This is a genomic window from Tenggerimyces flavus (assembly GCF_016907715.1).
Lineage (GTDB): Bacteria > Actinomycetota > Actinomycetes > Propionibacteriales > Actinopolymorphaceae > Tenggerimyces > Tenggerimyces flavus.
In genome coordinates this window covers 2,999,753-3,023,316 of sequence record NZ_JAFBCM010000001.1, presented here as the reverse complement: position 1 = coordinate 3,023,316, position 23,564 = coordinate 2,999,753, and the positions used below count along the sequence as shown (strand labels likewise).

Sequence of the window (23,564 nt, the reverse complement as noted above, 5' to 3'; positions counted from 1 at the left end):
CGGACCGGGGTTGTCCAACGTCGCAACGGCGTTCTCAACGCCGCTTCGGTGGGTGATGTCGCGCGAGCTGTGGACATCCGCCCGCAGTGGAGGGCTGGTCTGCCGGCCGGAGTCGGGGATCGCCTACGCGAACCGCTCGAGCGCGGCGAGCGCCTTGCGTGCCTCCACCCGGAGGCACCACTCGTCCAGCCGCATGGCCTGCTCGAGGTACGGGACGCTCGACCGATCCCCCACCTTGCCGAGCACCATCGCTCCGGCGGCCATCACGACCGAGTCCTCCGACGGGTCAGCCAGCACCCGGTGGATCTCCGCGACGAGCTCCGACGTCGCCGAGCCGATTGCGTACACCGCGAACAGGCACGCCTGCCGGACGCGACCGCGACACCGCCAGTCCTCCTTCAGCTCCTCCGGATACTCGCGGTCGAACACTGCCTCGGTCCTGATCAGCTGCTCGGCCATCCGCGTGTCGTCGTAGCTTCCGACGAACTCGCGGACCCGCGGCTGCGAGTACAACTGTCGTGCGTTCTCCGCCACCAAGACCTCGTACAGCAGGGGCAACCAGGCCGCGTCGCCGCACTCCCCCATCGCCACCGCGCAGGCATAGCGAACGCGCCAGTCCGGATGCCGGCAGTTCGCCCGCAGTGCCTCCGGGTCGGCGAGGACCTGCTCCATCAGCCCCGCATGCTCGATCATCGCGCCACTCCGAAGCGGTACTCGTCCTCGTTGGTGAGCACGGTGACGATCCCGTCCGCGCAGCGCGCGGAGCGGATCACTTCCTCCTCGACCGGATAGGCGAGCGCCATCCCGCCGGTCATCCCGATGGTGCCGTCGCCCTGGCCGTCGTAGTGTCCCTTGGGTACGTCCACCCGCAGCACGACGTGCACCTCCCGCAGCGCGTCGAAGCGTTCCGGGATCCGCACCCGTGGAGCGATCAGCTCGCCGGACAGGGCGAACGGCGACAGGTCGACCTCCTCGCCCGACACGTACAGCCGCGGCGCGTGCATGCCCACCGGAAGCCGGAGCCAGCTAGGCCCCGGGCGCTTGACGACCATCCGCATGTACCACCACCTCTGGGGGTTCGACAGCCCCGTCTCCATATACGCCGGCAGCCGCATCGGTACGAGGTCCGTGCTCCGTTCGAGCGCCGCCACCGCCTCGGACAGCGAAAAGGCGGCGTCCGGGACCACGCGGAAGCCGGCGAGTTCCGTCGCGTCGGCACGGGTACGCGAGATCAGCGCCACGAACAGTCGACGTACCTCACGGCCGCGGACGCTGAAGTCGACCAGCTCCGAACGACCGTCCGGCTTGTACGGATGGTTCTCGACCCGCTCGATGCGGAGCTCATCGTCGTTCCACAACTCGATCAGCTGCAGGGTCACGCCCTCCGGCGTCTCGACGCGTACCCCCCGGTCCATCCGCGCCACGCCTGGCCGGAACAGGAACCGCGACGTCACCAGATGCTCCGACTCGGCTTCGAACGTGTCCTCCACGGTGAAGAACCGGTCGAGATGGAGCCGCGTCCTCCGGCTCACGACACGGACATCCGGGAAGTTCTCCCGGTAGATCGGTGTGACGTCCGCCTCGACCAGACCAGGCCCGAACGAGGACGACAGGACCTGGTCGTACGCGGCGTGCGCCCGCATCGACTCCGCGCCGTCCACGACGATCACCGAGTGCGCGCCCGCGCAGCCGTCGCCGTAGTTGTAGCGGGTCTCGGTGTCGATCGCGAGGAAACCGACCGTCCGCCAGGTGTCGTCGAACTGGAACCGGTGCGGAGCGTCCGGAGTCGGCGAACCGTCGGCGGAGATCGGGGTGCGAAAGCCGTTGAACAGCACGGCATTCGGGTTCACGTGCGACCGAGTCGGGATGTCCGGCTCGGACTCGTCCCACAGCTGCATCGCGTAGCGGTCGCCGTCGGCGCTGACCAGCGCCGCGCCGAGGTGAGGCTCGTACCAGCTCCGGCCATCGTCGTCGCCGACCGGAGGCTCGTCCGGCCACCAGATCAGCGTCCAGACGAGGTCGTCGTACGCCCAGCCGATCCCGATGTCGTAGGTCCAGATGCACTCGTTCTCCAACACCCGTTGGAAGATCGGCTCCCTCGTCCGGAGCGCGCCGTACGCGAGCGTCGAGCGCACACCCCACTGGTAGCCGTAGTTGTCCCACGGCAGCAGCAACCCACCGGGCATGAACGAACGGGCGACCATGCGCAGTACGCTGACCGGGAGTGCCCCCTCCTCACCCACCGAACGGTGGAGGAGGCCGGTCTCACCCGTGATCCGCTCCAGCACCTCGACTGCCAACGGGATCGCCGGCCCGTTGACACAGTCCATGTACGAGCTGCCCTCGCCGGTGTAGCCGCTCACCGGGAGGTCGGACAGCAGCCCCGGCAAGCGCCGCAGCCCGTCGCGGAGCATGATCCCGGCCATCCGCGAGCCGTCCGCGAACAGCTGGCCGACTATCGTGTTCGACAGGCAGAGCGACAACGCCTGGTTGTCGACGCACTCCGGCTCGGGCTTGGTGCGCATGCCGTAGTAGAAGTTGACGAAGTGGTACGCGATCAGCTGCTCGGAGATGCGCTCGCGTTCCTCCGCGGTGAAGGCGTCGACCGTGCACAACCACTGGAAGTAGAGCGCGACCTTCGCGTGGGGGAAGGCGAAACACCAGAAGTGGAACTGGAGCCCGGAGCAGAAACTCATCGGGTCGAGCTTGTCGAGATAGGTGAAGACGAGCTGCCGCGCGCGTTCGATGTCGTCGGGGTCACGGGTCACGACTGCGACGAACGGTACGAACCAGCCGAAGTCCGCGGGTGCGCTGCGCGCCGAGTTCCGCAGCAGGTTCCACAGCTCCGCACGCCGTGTCCCCTCCTCGGCGAGGACCCGCTCGCGCAGCTCGTCCATGTCCTCCAGCAGGAACGGTCGGTCGGTCCTCACAGCTTGATCGCTCCTGCCGTCAGCCCGCTCATGAACGAGCGCATCGAGAGGAAGAACGCGATCAGCAACGGCAGCGCGGCGAGCGCGTAGCCGGCGATCATCATGCCGTAGTCGAGCCCGGCCGCCGTCGACAGCTTGAAGATCCCGACCGTGATCGTCCGCTTGTCCGGGTCGGTGAGCGTGACCAGCGGCCAGATGAAGTCGTTCCAGACGAACAGCAGGACGTTCAACGACATCAGGGCGATCATCGGGCGCAGCAACGGGAGCACCAGACTCCAGAAGATCCGCAGCTCGCCGGCGCCGTCCATGCGCATCGAGTCGAACAGCTCCCGCGGCTGCTGGTCGACGAACGTCTTCATCACGAAGACCCAGAACGGCTGCGACGTCCCCATGCAGAACAGCGCGATGACGAACGGCGTGTTGAGCAGGCCGAGCGACGACGCCAGCACGAACGAAGGAACGAGGCTCATCACACCGGGCAGGAACATCTTGGCGAACAACAGCACGAACAGGATCCGCCGCATGGGGAAGCGCAGCGCACTGAACGCGTACCCGCCCAGCGCCGCCGCGCCAACGGTCAGCACGCAGCTCAGCGCCGCGTAGACCAACGTGTTGACGAAGTACGGAGAGACGTACTCGAACGCCTTGACGTAGTTCTCCAGATGCAACGGCAACGACGGCGAGAAGAAGTCGTCGAGCATCTGCTCCAGGTTCTTGAGCGATCCAACGATCATCAAGTACAGCGGGAACAGCATGATCGCGATGATGATGATCAGGTATGTGTTCTTGAGCACGTTCGCCGGCGACGGTTGCCGGCGGCGGCCACGTCGCATGCTCAGGGTCTCCGCCATTGCCTAGTCCCTCGACTTCAGGAACTTCAGCGCCAGCAGGGAGACGGTCAGCGCCAGCAGGAACAGGATGAGTCCCAGCGCGTAGGCGTAACCGTAGTCAGGCGCACCGGTGTTGGGGAACGCCTTGAAGTACATCAGCAGCCCGGGGGTGATCAGCCCGTGGTGGACCGACGCGTTGTAGAACACCAGTTGGGTGGCGAAGACCGTGATCCCGGCCCCGATGACGCCCATCAGGTTGAGCTTGAACTGCCCGATGATCAGCGGGAACTCGAGGCTGAAGAACTTCCGGATCGGTCCGACACCGTCCAGCTTGGCCGCGTCCCATACAGAGTCGCTGATGCTGTTGAGCCCACCGAGGTAGATCAGCGCGCTGTTGGCGGAGACGAACGGGATGCCGGTCAGCAGGATCGTCCACTTGATGAGTTCCGGGTCGCCGAGGAACCGGACGCGCTCGAAGCCCAGGTCGACGAGGACGTTGTTGATCGCGCCGAAGTCGTAACCCAGGATGAAGATCCAGGTAAGCGTGAACACCAGCGCCGGCACGACCATGGGCAAGCACAGCAGCACGCGGTAGACGTACTGCAGCTTGCTGTTCTGGATGCGGAAGAGCACAACGCTGCAGACGATCGTCGGGACCATGAGCACGAGGTAGGCGACGAGGAAGAAGAGCATGTTGCCCAGCGAGGCGTGGAACTCCGGATCGACCAGCACCCGTTGGAAGTTCCCGAGCCCCACGAAGACCGGCTCCGGGTTGCGGTCGGACCAGGTGAAGAACGAACGCACCACCCCGTCGATGGTCGGAATCCAGTCGAAGATGATGTTGCTGACCAAGGCCGGCAGGGCGAGGACGATTCCGACGAGCGCGGTCTTGGTAAGGACGCGTCGCCAGCGGATCCGCTGGCGATGCTCCTCGGGGTCGATGTCGAGGATCAGGCCGACGATCCGCCGCGACAGCCGTACGCGCCGCCGCCGCGGCTGGCGCGGCGGCGGCGCGATCGGCAGCGCGTCCCTGTCGACGAGGTTCGTCATCGGCTCAGCCGAGCACCCTCAGGTCGCCCTTCAGCGAGTAGTAGTAGCGCTCGTAGAACTTCAACCGCAGTTGGGCGAACGCCAATGCCCGGCCCTTCTCCTCCTTGGTGTCCGCGGCGGCCTTCTGCGCGTCGGCCTTCGCGGTCGCGACGCCTTCCTTCAGCGCCTCCAGCTTCGGGATGTCCTTCGCCCACTCCGGAGCCGCGACCGCCTTCACCATGTCCGCCGAGCTCATCGAGCCGCTGAGGAACCTGGTCAGGTCGACGTCCCAACCTGCCTTGCCCCACTCGACGACCGTGTAGCCGAGGACGTGCTTCGCGTACCCGCCCGGAGGCTCGGCCACCACGAACGGCGTCAGGGCATCGATCAGCGGCACGTCCTTCACCGGGGACATCGACTGCGCGGTCTGCACGTACTTGGCCTGAACGTCCTTGCTGGACAGGTAGCGCAGGAAGTCGACGATCGCATTGAGCTTCTTGGTGTCCTTCGCGCTCGCGGCGTTCACGGTGAAGCCGTACTCGTGCTTTCCCGCACCACCCGCCGCGGCGGGGCGGTCGACCGCGAACGGCGCTGCGGCGTCGGCCTCGGCCTGGGTGACCCAGCCCTGTCCGACCGCGTACGGGAGCGTGTCCTTGCCGAAGTAGGGAAGCTGGAACAGGCCATACCCGTCGGGGAACGACGAGTCGCTCAGCGACCCGACCAGCGTGCCGTAGTCCCAGAACGTCGTGTTCATCAGCGCGGCCTTCGCACTGGCGAACGTGAGGATCTCGGTCTCCGGGCTGTTCTCGGTCCAGCTCGTCTGGTAGTAGCTGAGGTGCTGCTTCATCAGCTTGAACATCGCCGGGTAGTACGGCAGGTCCGTCAACGCTGGTTGGGATCCGCCGGTGTAGCACGTGAGCACGTAGAGCTTGTCGTTGTAGAGGTCGTCGGCGAACTCGGGAGTGTTGAACTCCGGGGCAAAGTACCTGTCGGCGTAGTCCGCGCCGAACCCGTAGCCGATCTGGGAGACCTTCCCGCCGACGTCCTTCGAGCCGGCGATCGGCGCGACCTCGGGCTTGCCCTTGAGCGCCTCCAGCCAGGTGAACATCTCCTTCCAGTCCTTCGGAGGAGAGTTCGGGTCGAGCCCGGCGTCGGCGACGAGCTTCTTGTTGAAGATGTAGAGCTTGCCTGCGTAGACGTCCGGGTTGCCGTCGTTCGGGACGAACAGCAGACCGTTCGCGCTCGACGCGTTCTTCTCCGGCGGGAAGGCGGCCTCGCCCCCGACGAAGGTGTCGATCCAGCGCGGCTCGCGTTTGTCGTACGGGTTCGGCTGGAGCAGGTGCTTGCGGAGGTCGAGCAGGTTCGCGCTGAACGTCGTGCGCTGCCCGGACTTCATCTGGACGATGTCCGGCGCCGTGTTGCCGGCGAAACCCGTCTCGAGGATGCTGCCGAACGTGTCGTCCGCCTCGTACTTGATCTCGATGTCGACGTCCTCATGGGTCTCCATGTAGGACTCGGCGATCTTCTGGTAGCCCTCGTAGTACTTCGTGCTCGACTCCGGACCGTGCCAGGTCAGCAGCTCCACTGTGGTGGCCGCCGGCGACTTCGGTTCATCCGTACACGCCGCGAGCAGCGACGCCCCCAACAGCACCGCGGCGAATCCGGTCGCGACTCCCTTGATCTGCATGGTGGTCAGCCACCCTTCAGTACATGCCCATGTAGCGGGTCTCGCTCCGCTCGAAGTCCCCGTAGAAGGTCAGATCGCCTTCGCGATCGTTGAGGCGTTCCAGGTGTCGGAGCTTGTCCTCGTCGAGCTCCACACCGAGGCCCGGCCCGTCCGGCACCCGGAAACAGCCGTTCTCGTAGGCGAACATCTCCGCCAGGACGTCGTCGGTCTGATGGTGGTAGTGGGAGTCGATGGCATACGGCAACACCGGAAGGGCGGCCGCGAGCTGCAGGTAGAGCGCGGTGGAGATGCCCGCCTCCCCGCCGGAGTGGAAGCCGATGCCGATCTGGAACGTCTGGCACGTCGCCGCCGCGCGCCACACATTGTTGATGCCGCCCCAGTCGTGCACGTCGAGCAGTTGCACGTCGATGGCGTGCTCGCGGATGGCCATCGGGAGCTCGTCAAGCTGCACCGAGCACATGTTGGTGGCGAACGGGATCCGCACGTCCCGGCGTGCCCTGCTCATGCCCTCGATGCCCCAGACCGGGTCCTCGTACCACTCCAGGTCGAGCTCCTCGAACCTGCGGCCCATCCTGATCGTGGTCTCGACGGACCACAGGCTGTTCGGGTCGAACCGCAAGCGGTGTTGGGGAAACGCCTCGCGCAGGGCCGCCGTCGTCGCGACCTCCTCTTCGGGCGAGTAGACGCCACCCTTCATCTTGATCGTGGTGACACCGGTGCGCTCGCACAGCTCGCGGGTGTAGTCGACGACTTCTTCCGCCGTCCGTTCGCCGCCCTCGCCCCGCTCGTTGCGCTGCCGGTAGAAGACGTACGCGATCGTGGGGATCTCGTCGCGCATCTTCCCGCCGAGCAGCTGGCTGATCGGCCGTCCGGCCGACTTGCCCATGATGTCGAAGCAGCAGGTCTCGAGCGCCTGCACCGCGTACTTGCCGGTGTTGCCGTGATAGCGCGGCACGTACCAGAAGTGCTTGAGGATCTTCGCAGTGTCGAACGGATCCTGGCCGAGGTAGAACTCCTTCAGCTCGTTGAGCTGCACGAGCGTCGAGTCCCCGCCGCAGGTCTCGCCGATGCCCTCGATCCCCTCGTCGGTCTGCATGCGGACGATGACGCGCGTCCACGAGCGATTGATCCCGCCGGCCCAGAGCATCGGGGCGTGCAGGGGGATGTTGACCTTGTGGAACTGGACGCTGGTGATCTTCACGGCGGTCCTGTGCTCGGCGGCGGGTTGTGCTACGTTCGAACTTGAACGTTATAAACAAGATCTTCGCTCGTCAAGACTTCGCCGGCCGTGTTCCCCATCCATGGACGGCAGATTGGGACTTCCGATGGCTGGATCGAATCCAACACCGGACGCGATGGAGTTGTCGTCGGCACTCATCTGCGACGCCTTGGACGAGCTCGGGCTCCCCGTGCAGCTGATGGACGATGCCATCCGCCCGCTCGCCCTGGACACGGTGATCTGCGGGCCGGTGCTGACCGTCGAGGTCCAGTCCTCCAGCGAGGTGACGGCGCCGGACGTCCCGTACGCGAACGAGATCCTCGCCGTCGACGCCCTCCAGCCGGGCAGCGTGTCGGTCTATGCCGTGCCCGCCGACAATCGCGCCGCTGTGTGGGGCGAGTTGTTCTCCCATGCGGCGTTGGCGCGTGGGGCCGCGGGCGCGATCGTGGACGGGTACGTTCGCGACACCCGGCAGCTGCGGGAGATGAAATACCCTGTGTTCTGCCGTGGGGCGTCGCCGTTGGACACGCGAGCGCGTGCTCGAGTCCGCGAGATCGGGTCGCCGGTCCAGGCGGGAGGGGTCCAGGTGCATACGGGCGACTTCGTCGTAGCCGACAGCGACGGCGTGGTCGTCGTGCCCGCGTCAGCGATGGCGGACGTACGCCAGCTCGTTCTGCACCGGGTACGACGGGAGAGCGGCGCGCGACACGAGCTCCGCAACGGCCGATCCCTCGACGCGGTCTGGGACAAGTGGCGGGTGCTGTGACGGGCTCGGTACCCGATCGGGCGACCATGCGCGATGTGGCCGAACGAGCCGGCGTGTCGATGCAGACCGTCTCCAACTACCTGAACAACCGGCACCGGCCGCGGAAGGACACCCGCGAGTCGATCGAGCGGGCGATCTACGACCTGAAATACCGGCCGAACGCGTCCGCGCGCTCGCTTCGTTCGCAGCGGGCGCACTCGATCGTTCTCGCCCTCGAGGACCCCAGCCATCTGGGGCTGCACGATCCCCTGCACCTTGAGTTCCTGCACGGTGCGACGGGCGCGGCTCGTGCATCCGGCTACACGGCGGTGGTGGACGTGACGGCTCCCGGTGAGGCGGCGAGCTCTGCTCTGCGCCTGGTCCGCGAGGGGCGGGTCGACGGCGCCATCCTCAGTGTGGGTGAGCTGGACGCCGGTCACCGGCGCGATATCGCGGCGATCACCCGACTGTCGGCGCCCGTCGTTCTGTTGCAGCAGGATCCGGTGCTGCCGCGCGTTCAAACGGTGTCGGCGAACGACCAGCGCGGCGCCTTCGAGGCGGTGCGGCAGCTCGTCGCCTTGGGGCATCGGCGGTTCGTGTGGCTGGGCGCGGATCCGGAGTGGCCGGGGCCGCGGCACCGTCGCGAGGGGGTACGGCTGGCGTGCTCGTCCGCGGAGGTGTCGTTGGTGGAGTGGGAAGCTTCGGCTTACACCGTTGCCGATGCTCGGCTGGCAGTGGCCGGCCTGCTGAGTGAGGCCGCTGCTCCGACAGCCGTCATCGCGGCGAACGATTTGATCGCGTTGGGTGTCGTTCAGCAGGCCGAGGCGGATGGGCTGCGGGTGCCGTCGGATGTGTCGGTAGTGGGTTTCAACGACTTCGACTTCGCGAGCTGGGTGCGGCCCTCGATCACGACGGTCCGCCTTCCCGGTGCGCGGATGGCGGCGCGGGCGTTCGATCTGGTGAAGGAGTCGTTGGACGACCCTTCGCGACCTGCCGAGGCGGTGTCGTTCGAGGTGGAGCTCGTTCTGCGGGACACGACGGCAGGGGTGCGGTCATGATCTCGGCGGTGGTGACGGGCGCGGCGCACGGGCTGGGCGCGGCCGTCGTTGCCGCATTGGTGAGCGCCGACGTGCACGTGGTAGCGACGGACATCGACGACGAGGGCCTGTCGCGGTTGGCCTCCGAGCTCGGGGTGTCGACCGTGGTGGGCGGGGTCGAGGATCCGTCGTCGCACGAGACCGCAGCGGAGGTGGCCGAACGTACGGCTCCCCTTGCCTGGTGGGTGAACAACGCAGGCATCGACGTTCAGGGCGCGGCACACGAGATCACGCCCGCTTCGCTGGAGGCGGCGCTGCGGGTGCTGCAGTTCGGGCCGATGTACGGGACGTGCACCGCGGTCCGCCGGATGCTGCCCCACGGGCGCGGATCGATCGTGAACGTGTCGTCGATCCAGGCCTTCGCGCTGTGGCCCCGCTACTTCGCCTACGGCGCGGCAAAGGCCGCCGTCGTCGCGATGTCCCGGAGCGTGGCGGTGGACTACGCGCCTTACGGGATTCGCTGCAACGCGGTGTTGCCGGGATCGATGGACACCCCGATGCTGCGCGCGACTTTGTCTCCCGGGGCGGACGTGTCGGAGAGCTTGCGCCAAGAGGGTGCGATCTCCCCCATGGGTCGCGTGGCCTCACCCACCGAGGTCGCCGCCGTGATCGCCTTCCTCCTCTCCGACGCCGCCTCCTACGTCAGCGGCGCAGAGATGGTCGTCGACGGCGCCACCACTGCCCGCGGCTTCCCCACCCCACCGATCACGCTCTGAGCCGGACCTGCTCGGCCAGCCATTCCAGGCCCTCGGCGGCGTGGGTGATGATCGAGATGTGGCTCTCGCCGTCCTTCACCCGCAGCTCGGCGGTGGGGCAGTGGGCGGCGAGCCACTTGCCGTGGGAGACGGGGATGACCTGGTCCTTGTCGCCGTGGATCAGCAGTAGCGGGGCGGTGATGTCGCGCGGGTCGCAGCCCCAGGGGTGGGTGCTGGCGATGTCGTCGTCGATCCCGCCGCCGGGGTCGCCTTCCATCGCCGGTCGGACGACCTCGCCGAACCAGGACCACTCACCCGAGAGCGTGGCGATGTCGGCCTCGGTGAGCTCCATGTCGTACTCGAACGACGAAGCCTCCAGCTCCTCCCTCGCCTCGAGCCCGGCGGCTCCCGCGGACATGGAGATTCGGGTGGACGGGATCATCCCGGCGTACCAGTCCAGGCCCTCGGCGGAGAACGGCGCGGGCCCGGAGAGGCTCACCGCGGCGGCCACCCGCGACGGGAGCGCCGCCGCGCAGCCGAGCGTGTACATGCCGCCTCCTGACTGACCCATCACGGCGAAGCGCTCGAAGCCCAGCGCGTCCGCAACGGCCAGCACGTCCGCGGCGGTGTCCGCGATCGTACGTCCGACCTGCCGAGTCGACCCGCCGTATCCCGGCCGGTCGATCGACACCCAGCGCAGCCCGAGCCGCGCGGCCAGCGAGTACAGCGGCGCCGGCGGGGTGCCGATGTTCGTCGTTCCGTGGTGCCAGAACACCGGGAACCCCGAGCCGCCGAGGTCGTAGTAGTGCAGGGTCCGGCCGTCGGCCAATGCGAGAGAGGATTCGTTCATCACACTAGGAGGTCGGAGCCGATCGCGGCTTTTCGACATCGCCGGGCAACCAATTCAGTTTCGCCGCATGCCAGGCGAGCTGCGTACGGGTGTCGGCGCCGGCCTTGATCATCAGATCGTGGACCCGTCGCTGCACCGTACGCAGCGACAACCCCAGCTGGCTCGCGATCGCCTTGTCCGCGACGCCGGCGACGAGCAGCGACAGCAGGTACAGCTCGTCGTTGTCGGGTCCGGTCTCGGCCGCCTGACCGCCGTCGCCGGTCAGCTGCAGCGGCGACGAACGTTCCCAATGGGTCTCGAACAGCGCGATCAACGCGTCCAGCAGGCTGCTCTGCCGGATCAGCGCGGCCGTCGGCTCACCGAGGCCGTCGGCGGCGGGTACGAGTGGGCACAGCGCGAGCGAGCCGTCGGCGATGGCGAGGCGTACGGGCAGCGTCGACGTCGCCCGCGCGATCTCGCCGCTGCGGATCGACGTGGCGGCGCTCTCGATCATGCCCGGCTCCTCGAGCAGCGCACGCTCGTAGATCACGCGGTAGCGGATCCCCCGCGCGAGCATGTCGAGCTCCTCGTCGTTGTCCGCGGACGTCATCGCGACGTGGCCGGCCTTGCAGAACCAGACGATCTCGTGCCGCGCCGACAGCTGCAGGTTGCGGATCTGCTGGCGGAGCGGCGCCGCGCCCGTGACGACCTCGACGAGCTGGCTCGCGTCGCGGCGGCGGGCACTGCTGCGGTACTCCTCGGAGAGCTGGAAGACCGCGTTCCGCGCCCACTCCAGCGACTCCTGGCCGCTCAGCAGCAGCGGGCCGAAGCCGACGTCCGGCGGCATCGGCTCGTACCGCTCGTCCGGCCCGGCGATGCGGCTGACCAGCCCCTTCGCGTGGAGGGACTCGAGCAGCTTGACGGTCTCCTCGACCGTGAGGTCGAGCTTGACCGCCAGGTTCTCGGGGCAGGAGTCGAACGTGCCGACGAGCAGCCTGTAGACGCGCTCCTCCTCCGGCCCGATCCCGGTCGCCTCCAGCATGCTTAACCTCCTCGCCCAGCCCCGTTGGTCGCGCGTTCTGCTTCCGATGATGCAGTAGAGCGACCGGTCTCGGCGAAGTCGGGCTCGTTGGTGGACGGTTGACTAGGCTCTGGTCGCGTGAAATTCGGGCTGAACGTGCCAGCTGTCGGCGATCCCTCGTTCCTCCTCGACCTCGCGGTCACGGCGCAGGAGACGGGCTGGGACGGGTTCTTCGTCTGGGACCACCTGCAAGGAGCCGCGTACCGGCCGGAGCTGCACGACCCGTGGTCGCTGTTGGGTGCGATCGCGGCGCGAACGACGACGATCCAGGTCGGCACGCTGGTGACGCCGGTCGCTCGCCGCCGGCCGTGGCAGCTGGCGAAGCAGGTCGTGACGGTCGACCACCTGAGCGGCGGCCGGGCGACGCTGGGCGTCGGGCTCGGGGTGCCGGCGGCGCTGGAGTACGAGGCGTTCGGCGAGTCCGGCGACCCGCGCACACACGCGGCGATGCTCGACGAGGCGCTCCCGTTGATCGACGCGATCCTGCGCGGCGACGCGGTCGAGCACTCCGGCGAGTACTACCAGGTGTCCGCGCACCTCGCGCCGGCCGCGGTACGCAAGCCGCGCCCGCCGATCTGGGTGGCCGGCGGGGTGGGCCGCCGCAAGCCGATGGAACGAGCGCTGCGCTGGGACGGCTTCTACCCGCTCGACCCGAGCGCGTCCGAGGGCGGCCTGTCCGCCGACGTCCTGGCCCGTACGGTCGAGGCGCTCGACCCACCGGACGGCTTCGAGATCATCACCGCGCTGAACTCGACGTCCTCGGTCGCCGCCCTCGAGCAGGCCGGCGCCACCTGGATCATCGACGAACCCAAGGGCTTCGACGAGCCGCTGACGGTCATCCAGCAACGCATCGAGGCCGGTCCGCCCCGGGCGTAAGGAACCGGGGCCGCCCGGTAGGAGGCGGCCCCGGACTCGGGGGTTACTTCAGGCCGTAGGCGCGGACGACCGTCTGGTCGACGGCGTTGCCGGCGGTGTCCGTAGCCTGCACTCGGAGCGTCACGAAGCCGTTCGAGGACTTCGGCGGCGCCAGCGTCACGCGGTACTTGCCGTCGCCGCGCGACGACACGTGGGCCGCGGAGCGCCAGGTCGCCCCGTCGTCGTACGACGCCCAGACCTTCGCGCTCTTCACGCGCGGGCCCTTCAGACCGTCCTGGTGCCGGACCGTCAGGTCGATCGACTGCCAACGCCGTGCAGGCACCCGGTTGTCCAGCCCCGCCTCGGTCGCGTAGTCCAGCTGCAGCAACGGCAGCAGGGCCTGCGTCCCCGCCGGCGTACGCGACGAGCCGAACGTCCACGACGTCCGGGTCCGCGTCGAGAACGCCCAGTCCGGCGACGTCCGCGCCACATCGACGTCCAGCCGGTACGTGCCCGACGCGGCACCAGCAGGGAACTGGCCCCAAGGCTCCGGCACGTCCGCGATCAACGTCCCGTCCCGGTACAGCTGAGCCGACACCACGTCGGTCACCGGCCCGAACCCGCCCTCGATGTAGCCGTAGTGCCCCGGAGCGCCGTCACCGAACACCGGCACACGCAGGGTCAGCAGGTCGGCCTCGCGGTACGACCCGGACCTGGACCCGCGCGGGATCACCGGACGCGACACCGGCGCGAACCAGGACTGCGACAGCCGCTCGCCCGAACGGTAGGTCCGCGGCTGCTCGGTCAGCCCCTGGTACAGCTCGTTCATGTTGTCGAACTGCCGACCGAACTTCACCTTTTGCTGCCACATCGTGCCGTCGGTGCTGACGTACTCCTCCCGCACGTGACCGGTCCCGACGAGCCGCTGGTGATGGTTGATCGCGTTGTCCTGCCACGGCCGCCAGCCGAACCGCTGCTCCGACGACCAGCCGTCGCCACCGGACTCGTGGTAGCGAGTCGTCACCAGCGCGGTGTTCCGGCTGCTCACCTTGTAATGCACGCCATCGGCCGGCACCTGCTGGTGCGACACCTGCATGATGTCGTACAGGTACGGGCTCACCGACACGCCGATCAGCTCCAGCTTGACCGTAGATCCCTTGGAGCGAAGGAGATTCGCCTGGTTCTCCGGCACCAGCGCGCCCGGGATCGGCAGCCGGTCGCCGTACGCGGCGGGGTTCCAGCGTGAGTACGGGCCGTAGAACTCCGGCGGAACGATCACCGCCATCGCCGCCCCTGCGGCCGCCGCGTCCCGCGTGCGGTCCTCGTACAGATCGTCAACCGACGTGACGAGAACGGCCTTCCCGCGGACGTCCTTCCCGGCATAGTCAGCCGGCAGCCCGGCACCCACGTCGACCACTGTCAACGTGCGCTTGCCATCGACCGGCTGCGACAACGCGAGCAGGAACAGCTCGACCGGCTTGGCGGACTTCCCCGACACCCGTGCCGTCGATCGCAGCTGCGGTGCCTCGAGCTGCCAGCGCGTGCCGAACTCGAACAGCCCATCCGTGACGCGCTTGGTCGGTACGACCCGCAGCTCCTGCCCGGTGTAGAACTGCATCGTGTAGTTCGTCACCGACCGCGCGCCGAACTCGCGCCGCACGTACCAGCTCAGAATCGTCTTCTGTTCCGCGGGCTTCGGCGTCTCGATCCGCACCGGCCGCGCCTTGCGGACGTCGAAGACGTGCGTCGCGTCGGCCTTGACCTGGAACGAGGGATCGGTCACCTCGTACGAGACGCCGTCGGGATCGACGCCCTCGTGCACCATGCCGTGGACCTGGTACGTGCCCTCGGCGAGCTCCAGCGTCCTGGTGTACCCGTCCGGCATGTAGCCCACGAAGTCGAACCGCGCGTCCTCACCGATCACGGCCATCGCGTCGAGACCACCGGGGCTGCCGTCGCTCTTGACCGCCTTGAACGTCACGCGATGCCGCGGCGCCTCGCGCGACACGCCCAGCGCCGTACGCACCTCGACCGATCCGGCGCGCGCGGTGAGGACGCCGCTGAAGATGCCCGACCGCAGGACGGCCGGGTCGACCGTCACCTTGACGGTCCCCGACCCGCCTGCCGGCACTGTCAAGGACGACTTGTCGAGCGCCACGGCGTCCGCCGGCAGCGCTCCGCCGGGACCGGTCAGCGACAGCTGCAACGACAGCGTCGCTGGCTGCGCGCTCGCGTTGGTGTAGGTGACCTCCTTCGTCACCTTCGCGGTGTCCTTCGCCGTGAACACGCCGAGGTCGACCACCGACGTGCCGAAGACGCCCTGCGACACGGCGCGCTGGACGTCGACCCGCCCGACGCCCTGGTCGAAGACGCTCAGCCCGTCCTTCGGCTTGGCCGTACTCGCCAGCGCGTTCTTGAGCTGGACTGCCGTCCAGGTCGGGTGCTGCTGCGCGAGGATCGCCGCCGCGCCGGCGACGTGTGGCGCGGCCATCGACGTACCGGACGCCGCGGTGTAGTGGTCGTCGACCGGCGTCCCCAGCGACGTTCCCGCGGCCCGCGCCGCGACGATGCCGACGCCCGGACCGGTGATGTCCGGCTTGATCGCGAAGTCGCCGACGCGCGGTCCGCGGCTGGAGAACGGCGCCAACGTCTCGTCGCGCGCCACCGCGCCGACGGTGAGGGCGGAGGAGGCCGAGCCCGGCGAGCCGACCGTGTAGCCGCCGGACTGGCCGCTGTTGCCGGCGGACACGACGAACAGCGCGCCGGTCTCCGCGGTCAGCTCGTTGAGGGACAGGCTCAGCAAGTCGGTGCCGTCGGTCGGATCGCCGCCGAGGCTCATGTTGATGACCTTCGCCCCGGCCCTCGCGGCCCACTGCATGCCGGCGATCACCTCGGAGTCCGAGCCGTAGCCGCTGTCGTCGAGGACCTTGCCGGCGAGCAGCTGCGCGCCGGGCGCGACGCCCTTGCGCGATCCGCCGGAGGCAGCGCCCGTGCCGGCGACCGTCGACGCGACGTGCGTGCCGTGGCCGAAGCGGTCCTTGGTGTCGGGGCTGGTGGTGAAGTTGCGGGCCTCGACGACCTTGCCGGCGAGGTCGCCGTGGGTGTCGTCGACGCCGGTGTCCAGGACTGCCACCTTCACGCCCGTACCGTCGAACCCGGCCTGCCAGGCGTACGGGGCGCCGATCTGCGGCACGCTGCGCTCGAGGTTCGCGCGGACCTTCCGGTCCAGCCAGACGTACTCGACGCCGCCGTCGAGCCGCAGCTCGCCGATCCGCGTGGTCTTCGGCGCCGCGGTGTCGTTGTCGAGCGCCTCCCAGAACGTGCCGATCCGCTGCTTGTCCGCAGCGAGCGCGCGGGCGTCGATGCTGTCCAGGACGGGGCCGGCCTCGATCGCGGGCAGCGCCCTCGTGGCGCGAGCCTCGTCGACCTTCGCGCCGTACCGCACGATCAGCGGCAGGCTCTTGCTGCGCGCGTCGTCGTAGCCCTGCGCGATCAGCTCGGTGACGTTGAACAGCGTGCGGTCGAGGCGCTGGTTGGCGAGGTACGGGATCGCGTCGTGCGGGATCACGAGCAGGTCGCCGTCGAGCTCGAGTTGCTGGAACGACATCCGTTCCCGACCCACACCCGGCGAGACCGTCGCGGCGTGCTTGCCGCCGGGAACCTCCTGGACGGACACCACGTCGCCGGTGAGCAACGTGACGCGCTTCGCCGTACCGGCGAGCGGGGTCACCGTCGCCGGCTTCGAGGGAGACTGCGCCACTGCCGGCGCGACCGAGGCCGCGCCGAAGAGGAGACTGGCGACAGCTCCGAGTACGAGGACACGCGACCGTACTGACTTGATGCGCACTCTGAAGGCCCTTCGTTGCCCTGCCGATGACAGACCCGTCCCCGTCAGGCCTGAGAATGCCCGGAAATGTCACTCCCTGTCATTAGCCCAAAGCTGCCGCGGATGCGACATGTCGCGTCTTGGACACCCCGTCAGGCGTGGTCGCGGTCGCGCTTGTACTGTTCCCAGTCCGCGAGCATCTTCCGGTGGTACGTCGCCAGCCAGCTCATGTAGTCCCGCATGTACGCCAACCGCCGCTTCGGCACCTCGTCGCCGGCGGCCAGCAGCTCGAGGGCCTTCTCGGCGAAGCGCTCGCGGCGGGCCAGATGCGGACGCTCGCCGGCGAGGAAGGCGCCCCAGATGTCGTCCTCGACCGCGAAGTAGTAGGTCCGCTCCCCCGCGACCGAGACGCGCTTGATGAAGCCGTCCGCCAGCAGCACCCGGGTCGCCGACGAGATCGAACCCGTGCTCGCCCGCAGCGCCTGGCTCAGCTCGGCGCTGGACACCTTGGGCGCGTTGCTCAGCATCAGATAGCCGAGCACGCGGCCCTCCATCGGGGAGCCGCGGGCCGCCCAGATCACGCCGAGCTCCTCGACCAGGTCCATCCGGCGATCCTCGTCCAAGACCTCAGGGGCCGCCGGGCCTGGAGCCGGAGCCCGCTTGCGTTTCGCCATCGGCCTCCCCGGCCCCTAAATATGGATCCCCTCCAGTCGCCTCGCCAGACCAGGAGCGCGGTGAACGCCCTGTACCGGCCAGGCGACGCGGACAGAACACTCGCGGGTTTCCTCCAAAATGCCAGCCCACGTAACTTTCAGTTCACACTGAAAACTCGACATTTACTGTATTGACAGTGCTCGGCAAGCTACCAAGGATGACCTGGTGGGGTCGAGAGGTGAGCTTGAGGAGAGCCCAACATGAGTCTGAAGCGGGTAGGCATCGCCATGCTGGCCGGCATCGCGATCCTCGCGGCGAGTGCCTGCGGCGGTGACGCCGGATCGGGTGACGGGGACAAGCAGCCGTCGACGTTCTCCGTGGGAGGCGTCGAGCCCGACCACCTCACGCCGGGCCAGGCGACCGGCGCGTACGACCAGATGCACGCCCTGTTCGCCCCGATCGTCAAGCTCGACGAGAAGAACGAGCTCACCTACGTTCAGGCCGAGTCCGTCACCTCGACCGACAACACGACCTGGACGATCAAGTTCAAGCCCGGCTGGACGTTCCACAACGGCGAGTCCGTGACCGCGCAGAGCTATGCCGACGCGTGGAACGCGACCGCGTACGGACCCAACGGCTGGGGCAACAACGGCCAGCTCTCGAACGTCGTCGGGTACGACAAGCTCAACCCCGAGAAGGGCAAGCCCGCCACCGAGAAGCTCGAGGGCGTCAAGGTCGTCGACGAGACCACGATCCAGGTCACGCTGAAGGGCCCGGACAGCCAGTTCCCCTACCGCCTCACGCCGAGCTCGCCCGGCTGGTACCCGATGCCGAAGGCCGCGTTCAAGGACCTCAAGGCGTACGACGAGAAGCCGATCGGCAACGGTCCGTTCCAGATGGACGGCGCCTGGCAGCACGACAAGCAGATCGCGATGACCAGCTACGACGGCTACAAGGGCACGAAGCCGAAGGTCGACGGCGTCGTCTTCAAGATCTACAGCCAGATGGGTACGGCTTACACCGACCTCGTGGCGAACAACGTGGACGTCATCTTCGTCCCGCAGGAGAAGTACCGCCAGGCCGACAAGGACCTTTCCGGCCGCATCATCGCGTTCAACGCCGCGTCCATCGACTACCTCGGTTTTCCCTTGTGGGACAAGCGATTCTCCGACGTACGCATCCGTGAGGCGATCTCGCTGTCGATCGACCGCGACGCGGTCAACGAAGCGATCTTCGGCGGCCTGTACGAGCCCGCCAAGTCGATCCTGTCGCCGAACACGATCGGCGGCTCCACGGACTCCTGCGCCGAGCTCTGCGCGTTCGACGCCGCCCGCGCCAAGCAGCTGCTCGCTGAGGCCGGCGGCTGGCAGGGACCGATGGAGATCTGGTTCCCGGGCGGGGTCGGCTACGAGCAGACGTTCGAGGCGATCGCCAACCAGATCAGGCAGAACCTCGGCATCGCGGACGTCACCGTGAAGGCGCAGCCCGGCTTCACCCAGTACCTCCAGGCGTTGTCCGACAAGTCCGTCAAGGGCCCATTCCGCGGCCACTGGGGCTCGCTCTACCCGAGTGCGCAGAACGTCCTCAGCGCGCTGTTCACCAAGACCGGCGAGGGCAACCACACCTCCGGCTTCTACAGCAACCCCGACGTCGAGAAGCTGATCTCCGACGGCAACGCGGCGAAGTCGCCCGAGGAGGCCGTCGACCTGTACAAGCAGGCCGAAGAGCGGATCATGCAGGACTTTCCGGTCGCGATGCTCTTCTATGCCAAGTACGTCTACGGCTACAGCAAGAACGTCGACAACGTACGGATCGGGCACGACCAGATCGAGCTGACTGAAATAAGACTCGCACGGACGTAGCGCCAGACCAGGAGCGCGGTGAACATCCGAAAACGGCCCGGCGATGCCGACGGACGAGTCGCGGGTTAGCCCTCAAAAGACAAGGCTCGCACGACGCCACGTCAGACCAGACGCATGCAAGAGAACGCCACGTCCGCACCACCGAAGGAGTTGCGCCGGTTGGACCTCGATCTCGTCGCGCTCGCCAGCGACGTCCCGGACTTCGACCACTTCCCCACCGTCGACGAGCTGACCGCGGCGTTCCAGCGGCTCGCCGACGACCATCCCGACGTCGCCACGTTGCACCGCGTCGGTACGTCTCGACTCGGTGATCCGCTGACCTGCTTGACGATCGGAGCGGGCGAGAACGACGCGGTCGTGTTCGCCGGACCGCATCCGAACGAGCCGATCGGCGGCCTGACCGCCCTGCACCTCGCGACGATCCTCTGCCAGGACGAGGCGTTGCGGAGCTCGTTCGGCCTGCGCTGGCACGTGATCGGCTGCATCGACCCGGACGGAAGCCGGCTGAACGAGGGCTGGTTCAACGGGCCGATGACCCGCGGCCACTACGGCCGGCACTTCTACCGCCCGGCCCCGGACGAGCAGGTCGAGTGGACGTTTCCCTTTGTCTACAAGGACGCCTACTTCGACCGGGTGATGCCGGAGACGCTCGCGCTGATGCGGCTGATCGACGACACCAAACCGGTGTTCATGTCCTCGCTGCACAACGGCGAGAACGGTGGCGTCTTCTACTACCTCAGCCGACCGACTCCCGAGCTGTACGAGCACCTCTACGTCACTCCGCGGGCGCTCGGCATCCCGATCGACACGAGCAAGCCCGAGGTGCCGTACGTCGCCGAGTTCTCCCCCGGTGTTTACGAGGTGATTCGCGGCGAGGACACCTACGACTTCCTCCAGAGCGTCGGCAACGACCCGACGGACCGGGTCGGCGGCGGCGCGAGCTGGTCGTACGCCGAGCGCTGGGGCACGCTGACGATCGTGACCGAGGTCCCGTACTGGGCCCATCGCGACGCGAACGACGAGTCCCCGAGCGACCTGACCTACGCCGACGTCCTCCGCAGGCGGGCGTCCGGGCTGGAGGAGGTCCACCGTGTCCTCGGCGGCGTGCTCGACACCGTCCAGCGCGACCTCACGGTCGACTCGCCCTATCTGAGCGCCCTGAAGTGGTTCGTTCCCGGTCTGCCGGGCCACGTCGCTGCGGACCGGACGCGGGCGGACGATCCGGAGAACGCTCGGTCCGCCACGGTCGCCGAACGCTTCCACGCCATCGACGTCGGTCGCATGTTCGCCGTCCGCTACGGCGGCATGCTGCTGGCGGCGCTCAGCGCCGAGCTGGCGGCAGGCAACCGCACCCCCAGGATCCGGGCCCAGTTCGCCCACCTCAGCGAGGTCTTCGAGACGTGGACGGAGATCGCCGAGGGCGAGACTGCCGGCGAGCCGATCCCGATCCGGCACCTGGTCGGCGTGCAGCTCGCCGCGATTCTCGCCGGCGCCCGGCAGGCCGTGGCCGAGGCGAAGGGCTGACCACGAAGCATGGGCAGGTACGTAGTTCGCCGCCTGCTGCAGCTCGTCGTGATCTTTCTCGGTGTCACTCTCCTTATTTTCTTGGCGATCTACGCTCTGCCCGGCGACCCGATCCGCGGGATGGCCGGCGACCAGCCACTCTCGCAGAGCGTCGTGGAGGCGCTGCGTGAGCGCTATCACCTGAACGATCCCGTGCTCGTGCGGTACGTCGGCTACCTCGGCGACGTGCTGACCGGCGATCTCGGCGAGGACTTCAACGGGCGCAGCGTCTCCACGTTGATGGCCGAACGCTGGCCGGTGACGATCACGCTGGCGTTGACGGCGTGGCTGATCGAGATCGTGGTCGGCGTGCTGCTCGGGGTGTTCGCGGCGCTGCGTCGCGGCAAGGTGTTCGACTATGTCGTGCTGGTGTTCACGATCGCGGTGATCTCGATCCCGGTCTTCGTGCTCGGCTACACCGCGCAGCTGCTGTTGGGCGTTCGCGCCGGGCTCTTCCCGGTGTCGGGTGTGGACGAGGGCTGGCCGCGTTCGTACCTGCTGCCCGCGTTGATCCTCGCCGCGTTCGGGCTCGCATCGGTGGCGCGGCTCGTTCGTACGTCGGTGTTGGAGAATCTCCGCGCCGACTATGTCAAGACCGCCTTGGCGAAGGGGCTGTCGCGGCGGTACGTCATCGGGCGCCACGTGTTGCGGAACTCGCTGATCGCCGCGGTGACGTACCTCGCGATCGAGCTCGGCTACCTGCTCGGCGGCGCGGTCATCATCGAGGGCATCTTCAACCTGCCGGGCGTTGGGCAGCTGCTGTTCAACGCGATCCGCGTCCACGAAGGCCCTGTGATCGTTGGCGTTTCGACCGCGCTCGTGCTGATCTTCCTGCTCGCGAACCTCGCCGTGGATGTGCTGTACGGCGTACTCGACCCGAGGATTCGTCGTGAGTGAGCTGACGTCCTCGCTCCAACCCGACACGGAACGGCGGGCCTCGTTCCTCGGCGACGCGTGGCGGCAGCTGCGGCGCAACCCGATCTTCTGGCTCGCCGGAGTCGTCGTGGCGGTGATGGTGCTGATGGCCGTCGTGCCTGGTCTGTTCGCGGGTTGGTTCGGGCACGGCGACCCGCGGGTGTGCGATCTGGGGAGCAGCGGGGCGGCGCCTGTCGAGGGGCATCCGTTCGGTTTCGACAAGCAGGGTTGCGATGTCTACGCGAACGTGGTCTACGGGGCGCGCGCGTCGATCTCGGTCGGCGTGCTCGTGACGTTGGGCAGCCTGGTGTTGGCGATCGTGCTGGGGAGCCTGGCCGGGTTCTACGGGCGGATGGTCGACGTGGTGGTGTCGCGACTGACGGACGTGTTCTTCGGGTTCCCGTTCATCCTTGGGGCGTTGGTCGTGCTGACCAGCTTCGACAACCGGAACGTGTGGACGGTGTCGCTGGTGTTGGCGATGTTCGGCTGGCCGACGTTGACGCGGCTGATGCGATCGACCGTGCTCGCGACGCGGGACCTGGAGTACGTCACCGCGGCTCGTGCCCTGGGTGCGTCGGATGTGCGCGTGCTGCTGCGGCACATCCTGCCGAACGCGATCGCGCCGGTGATCGTGATCGGGACGCTCTCGGTCGGCGGCGTCATCGTCGCCGAGGCGGCGCTGACGTTCCTGGGGATCGGGCTGCAGTCGCCGGCGATCTCCTGGGGGCTGCAGCTGTCGACGGCGCAGAACGACTTCCAGGCGTACCCGCACCTGCTGGTCTTCCCGTCGTTGTTCCTGAGCGTGACGGTGCTCGCGTTCATCCTGCTGGGGGACGTGCTGCGCGATGCTCTGGACCCGCGCCTGCACCGGTAGGGGCTAGCGGGGCGCGGCGAAGCCTCCGCTGTCGGGTGGCTGCTGCTGGGGCGGCGGTTGTGGTGGTTGTGGTGGCTGGAACGGCGGGGGCTGCGGCGGTGCCGCCTGCTGCTGCGGGGCGCGGCCGAAGGCGCGGCGGCTGCGTTCGCCCAACACCGCGGCGAGGTAGGCCCAGGCGGGCGTTCCGGGCGGCGGAGGGGGCGACACGTACTGCGCCATCGTGCCCGCAAGCCGGCCGCCGAGCGCCTCCCGTGCCGCGGGCTGGAGCTCGGCGTACCGGGACAGGAACGAGCGCGTGGACAGGGCCAGGTCGTCCGGTACGCGGGACAGCTCCGCCATCGAGGCCCACGACACCAGCTGCGGCGGGATGTCCGGCAGCGGATCGGGCGCCTGCGGCGCTCGTTCGCGGACCACCACGGTCCCGGCGAGCATGTCGCCGACCCGCTTGCCGCGGCTGGACATCATCGCGGTCGTGAAGCCGACGACCCCGGACGTCCCGAAGAAGTCGACGACGAACCCCGCGAGAGCGCGGACGAACGCGTGCCGGAACCGCACCGGCCCGCCGTCGTCGCGGACCACCCGCAGCCCGAGCGCGTACTTGCCGACCGTCTTGCCGCGGGTCAGCGTCTCCATCACGGTGTTGTAGCCGACGAACGTGCCGACCATGCCGATCAGGATCAGCGCGGTGACCATCGACGAGGACAGCCGGCCGCCGATGGTCAGGCCGACCGGGATCAGCAGCGCGGTGAAGATGGCGGCCTCGATCAGCAGGTCGACGCCTAGCGCGAGCGCGCGGGTCGCCGGGCGGGCGAGCCGCAGCTCCAGGACGACTGCCTCTCCGGTCACCAGTTCGCTCACGACGCTAGTCTGCCA

19 protein-coding genes are annotated in these 23,564 nt (G+C 68.2%); 8 read left to right on the top strand and 11 right to left on the bottom strand.

Going from position 1 to position 23,564, the window contains the following annotated elements; translation table 11 throughout:
- Positions 1-123 precede the first annotated feature (123 nt).
- Genes JOD67_RS14190 through JOD67_RS14165 form a run of 6 tightly spaced genes read right to left on the bottom strand, consistent with a single transcriptional unit; the run spans position 124 to position 7,677 of the window.
- Positions 124-693, bottom strand: a complete 570-nt coding sequence (locus JOD67_RS14190) for a HEAT repeat domain-containing protein (RefSeq protein WP_205117914.1) — start codon at positions 691-693, stop codon at positions 124-126.
- On the bottom strand, positions 690-2,930 hold the full coding sequence (locus JOD67_RS14185; protein WP_205117913.1) for a hypothetical protein: 2,241 nt from the start codon (positions 2,928-2,930) through the stop codon (positions 690-692). Before JOD67_RS14185 ends, JOD67_RS14190 begins: the two co-directional genes overlap by 4 nt.
- Positions 2,927-3,781: a carbohydrate ABC transporter permease gene (locus JOD67_RS14180; protein ID WP_205117912.1), complete on the bottom strand. Its 855-nt coding sequence runs from the start codon at positions 3,779-3,781 to the stop codon at positions 2,927-2,929. Before JOD67_RS14180 ends, JOD67_RS14185 begins: the two co-directional genes overlap by 4 nt.
- Positions 3,782-3,784: 3 nt before the next feature.
- On the bottom strand, positions 3,785-4,810 hold the full coding sequence (locus tag JOD67_RS14175; RefSeq protein ID WP_205117911.1) for a carbohydrate ABC transporter permease: 1,026 nt from the start codon (positions 4,808-4,810) through the stop codon (positions 3,785-3,787).
- Positions 4,811-4,814: 4 nt separating this feature from the next.
- Positions 4,815-6,476 (bottom strand): ABC transporter substrate-binding protein, encoded by a 1,662-nt coding sequence (locus JOD67_RS14170; protein WP_205117910.1) that lies wholly within the window; start codon positions 6,474-6,476, stop codon positions 4,815-4,817.
- A 16-nt stretch (positions 6,477-6,492) separates the two neighbouring features.
- The gene (locus JOD67_RS14165) at positions 6,493-7,677 is read right to left on the bottom strand and encodes an enolase C-terminal domain-like protein (RefSeq protein ID WP_205117909.1); all 1,185 of its coding nucleotides are present in this window, start codon (positions 7,675-7,677) and stop codon (positions 6,493-6,495) included.
- A 124-nt stretch (positions 7,678-7,801) separates the two neighbouring features.
- Here JOD67_RS14165 and JOD67_RS14160 point away from each other — a divergent pair, with 124 nt between their 5' ends.
- From JOD67_RS14160 to JOD67_RS14150, 3 genes are read left to right on the top strand one after another with little or no spacing between them, the layout of a single operon-like run.
- A complete protein-coding gene (locus JOD67_RS14160) occupies positions 7,802-8,461 on the top strand; it encodes an RraA family protein (protein WP_205117908.1) in 660 nt (219 codons plus the stop codon).
- A gap of 35 nt (positions 8,462-8,496) precedes the next feature.
- The gene (locus JOD67_RS14155; RefSeq protein WP_205117907.1) at positions 8,497-9,498 is read left to right on the top strand and encodes a LacI family DNA-binding transcriptional regulator; all 1,002 of its coding nucleotides are present in this window, start codon (positions 8,497-8,499) and stop codon (positions 9,496-9,498) included.
- Positions 9,495-10,253 (top strand): SDR family NAD(P)-dependent oxidoreductase, encoded by a 759-nt coding sequence (locus JOD67_RS14150; protein WP_205117906.1) that lies wholly within the window; start codon positions 9,495-9,497, stop codon positions 10,251-10,253. The genes JOD67_RS14155 and JOD67_RS14150 overlap by 4 nt, the downstream gene beginning before the upstream one ends.
- On the opposite strand, the gene JOD67_RS14145 is transcribed toward JOD67_RS14150, so the two are convergent.
- A complete protein-coding gene (locus tag JOD67_RS14145) occupies positions 10,243-11,082 on the bottom strand; it encodes an alpha/beta fold hydrolase (RefSeq protein WP_205117905.1) in 840 nt (279 codons plus the stop codon). The genes JOD67_RS14150 and JOD67_RS14145 overlap by 11 nt on opposite strands.
- Positions 11,083-11,086: 4 nt before the next feature.
- The gene (locus JOD67_RS14140) at positions 11,087-12,103 is read right to left on the bottom strand and encodes a helix-turn-helix domain-containing protein (protein ID WP_205117904.1); all 1,017 of its coding nucleotides are present in this window, start codon (positions 12,101-12,103) and stop codon (positions 11,087-11,089) included.
- Between the two features lie 117 nt (positions 12,104-12,220).
- Between JOD67_RS14140 and JOD67_RS14135 the strand changes: the two genes are divergently transcribed.
- Positions 12,221-13,018, top strand: coding sequence for an LLM class flavin-dependent oxidoreductase (locus JOD67_RS14135; RefSeq protein WP_205117903.1), 798 nt, complete (start codon positions 12,221-12,223; stop codon positions 13,016-13,018).
- A 43-nt stretch (positions 13,019-13,061) separates the two neighbouring features.
- Here JOD67_RS14135 and JOD67_RS14130 read toward each other — a convergent pair whose 3' ends face one another.
- Together JOD67_RS14130 and JOD67_RS14125 are read right to left on the bottom strand one after the other, a co-directional pair.
- Positions 13,062-16,844 (bottom strand): S8 family serine peptidase, encoded by a 3,783-nt coding sequence (locus JOD67_RS14130; RefSeq protein WP_307782389.1) that lies wholly within the window; start codon positions 16,842-16,844, stop codon positions 13,062-13,064.
- A 131-nt stretch (positions 16,845-16,975) separates the two neighbouring features.
- Positions 16,976-17,428, bottom strand: a complete 453-nt coding sequence (locus JOD67_RS14125) for a GbsR/MarR family transcriptional regulator (protein WP_205117902.1) — start codon at positions 17,426-17,428, stop codon at positions 16,976-16,978.
- Between the two features lie 309 nt (positions 17,429-17,737).
- Here JOD67_RS14125 and JOD67_RS14120 point away from each other — a divergent pair, with 309 nt between their 5' ends.
- From JOD67_RS14120 to JOD67_RS14105, 4 genes are all read left to right on the top strand, one after another.
- A complete protein-coding gene (locus JOD67_RS14120; protein ID WP_205117901.1) occupies positions 17,738-19,339 on the top strand; it encodes a peptide ABC transporter substrate-binding protein in 1,602 nt (533 codons plus the stop codon).
- Between the two features lie 114 nt (positions 19,340-19,453).
- Positions 19,454-20,863 (top strand): M14 family zinc carboxypeptidase, encoded by a 1,410-nt coding sequence (locus JOD67_RS14115; RefSeq protein ID WP_205117900.1) that lies wholly within the window; start codon positions 19,454-19,456, stop codon positions 20,861-20,863.
- Positions 20,864-20,872: 9 nt separating this feature from the next.
- Positions 20,873-21,799 carry an ABC transporter permease gene (locus JOD67_RS14110; RefSeq protein WP_205117899.1) on the top strand — a complete coding sequence of 309 codons (927 nt, stop codon included), beginning with the start codon at positions 20,873-20,875 and terminating at the stop codon, positions 21,797-21,799.
- Positions 21,792-22,691 carry an ABC transporter permease gene (locus JOD67_RS14105; RefSeq protein WP_205117898.1) on the top strand — a complete coding sequence of 300 codons (900 nt, stop codon included), beginning with the start codon at positions 21,792-21,794 and terminating at the stop codon, positions 22,689-22,691. The genes JOD67_RS14110 and JOD67_RS14105 overlap by 8 nt, the downstream gene beginning before the upstream one ends.
- Before the next feature lie 3 nt (positions 22,692-22,694).
- On the opposite strand, the gene JOD67_RS14100 is transcribed toward JOD67_RS14105, so the two are convergent.
- Positions 22,695-23,549: an RDD family protein gene (locus JOD67_RS14100; RefSeq protein WP_205117897.1), complete on the bottom strand. Its 855-nt coding sequence runs from the start codon at positions 23,547-23,549 to the stop codon at positions 22,695-22,697.
- Positions 23,550-23,564: the final 15 nt, after the last annotated feature.

Excerpts from the sequence above, each read along its gene's own strand:
- JOD67_RS14125 (WP_205117902.1), bottom strand. The coding sequence starts at position 17,428 with ATGGACCTGGTCGAGGAGCTCGGCGTGATCTGGGCGGCCCGCGGCTCC.
- JOD67_RS14180 (WP_205117912.1), bottom strand. The coding sequence starts at position 3,781 with ATGGCGGAGACCCTGAGCATGCGACGTGGCCGCCGCCGGCAACCGTCG.
- JOD67_RS14170 (WP_205117910.1), bottom strand. The coding sequence starts at position 6,476 with ATGCAGATCAAGGGAGTCGCGACCGGATTCGCCGCGGTGCTGTTGGGG.
- JOD67_RS14160 (WP_205117908.1), top strand. The coding sequence starts at position 7,802 with ATGGCTGGATCGAATCCAACACCGGACGCGATGGAGTTGTCGTCGGCA.
- JOD67_RS14190 (WP_205117914.1), bottom strand. The coding sequence starts at position 693 with ATGATCGAGCATGCGGGGCTGATGGAGCAGGTCCTCGCCGACCCGGAG.
- JOD67_RS14150 (WP_205117906.1), top strand. The coding sequence starts at position 9,495 with ATGATCTCGGCGGTGGTGACGGGCGCGGCGCACGGGCTGGGCGCGGCC.
- JOD67_RS14120 (WP_205117901.1), top strand. The coding sequence starts at position 17,738 with ATGAGTCTGAAGCGGGTAGGCATCGCCATGCTGGCCGGCATCGCGATC.
- JOD67_RS14110 (WP_205117899.1), top strand. The coding sequence starts at position 20,873 with ATGGGCAGGTACGTAGTTCGCCGCCTGCTGCAGCTCGTCGTGATCTTT.
- JOD67_RS14140 (WP_205117904.1), bottom strand. The coding sequence starts at position 12,103 with ATGCTGGAGGCGACCGGGATCGGGCCGGAGGAGGAGCGCGTCTACAGG.
- JOD67_RS14175 (WP_205117911.1), bottom strand. The coding sequence starts at position 4,810 with ATGACGAACCTCGTCGACAGGGACGCGCTGCCGATCGCGCCGCCGCCG.
- JOD67_RS14115 (WP_205117900.1), top strand. The coding sequence starts at position 19,454 with ATGCAAGAGAACGCCACGTCCGCACCACCGAAGGAGTTGCGCCGGTTG.
- JOD67_RS14145 (WP_205117905.1), bottom strand. The coding sequence starts at position 11,082 with ATGAACGAATCCTCTCTCGCATTGGCCGACGGCCGGACCCTGCACTAC.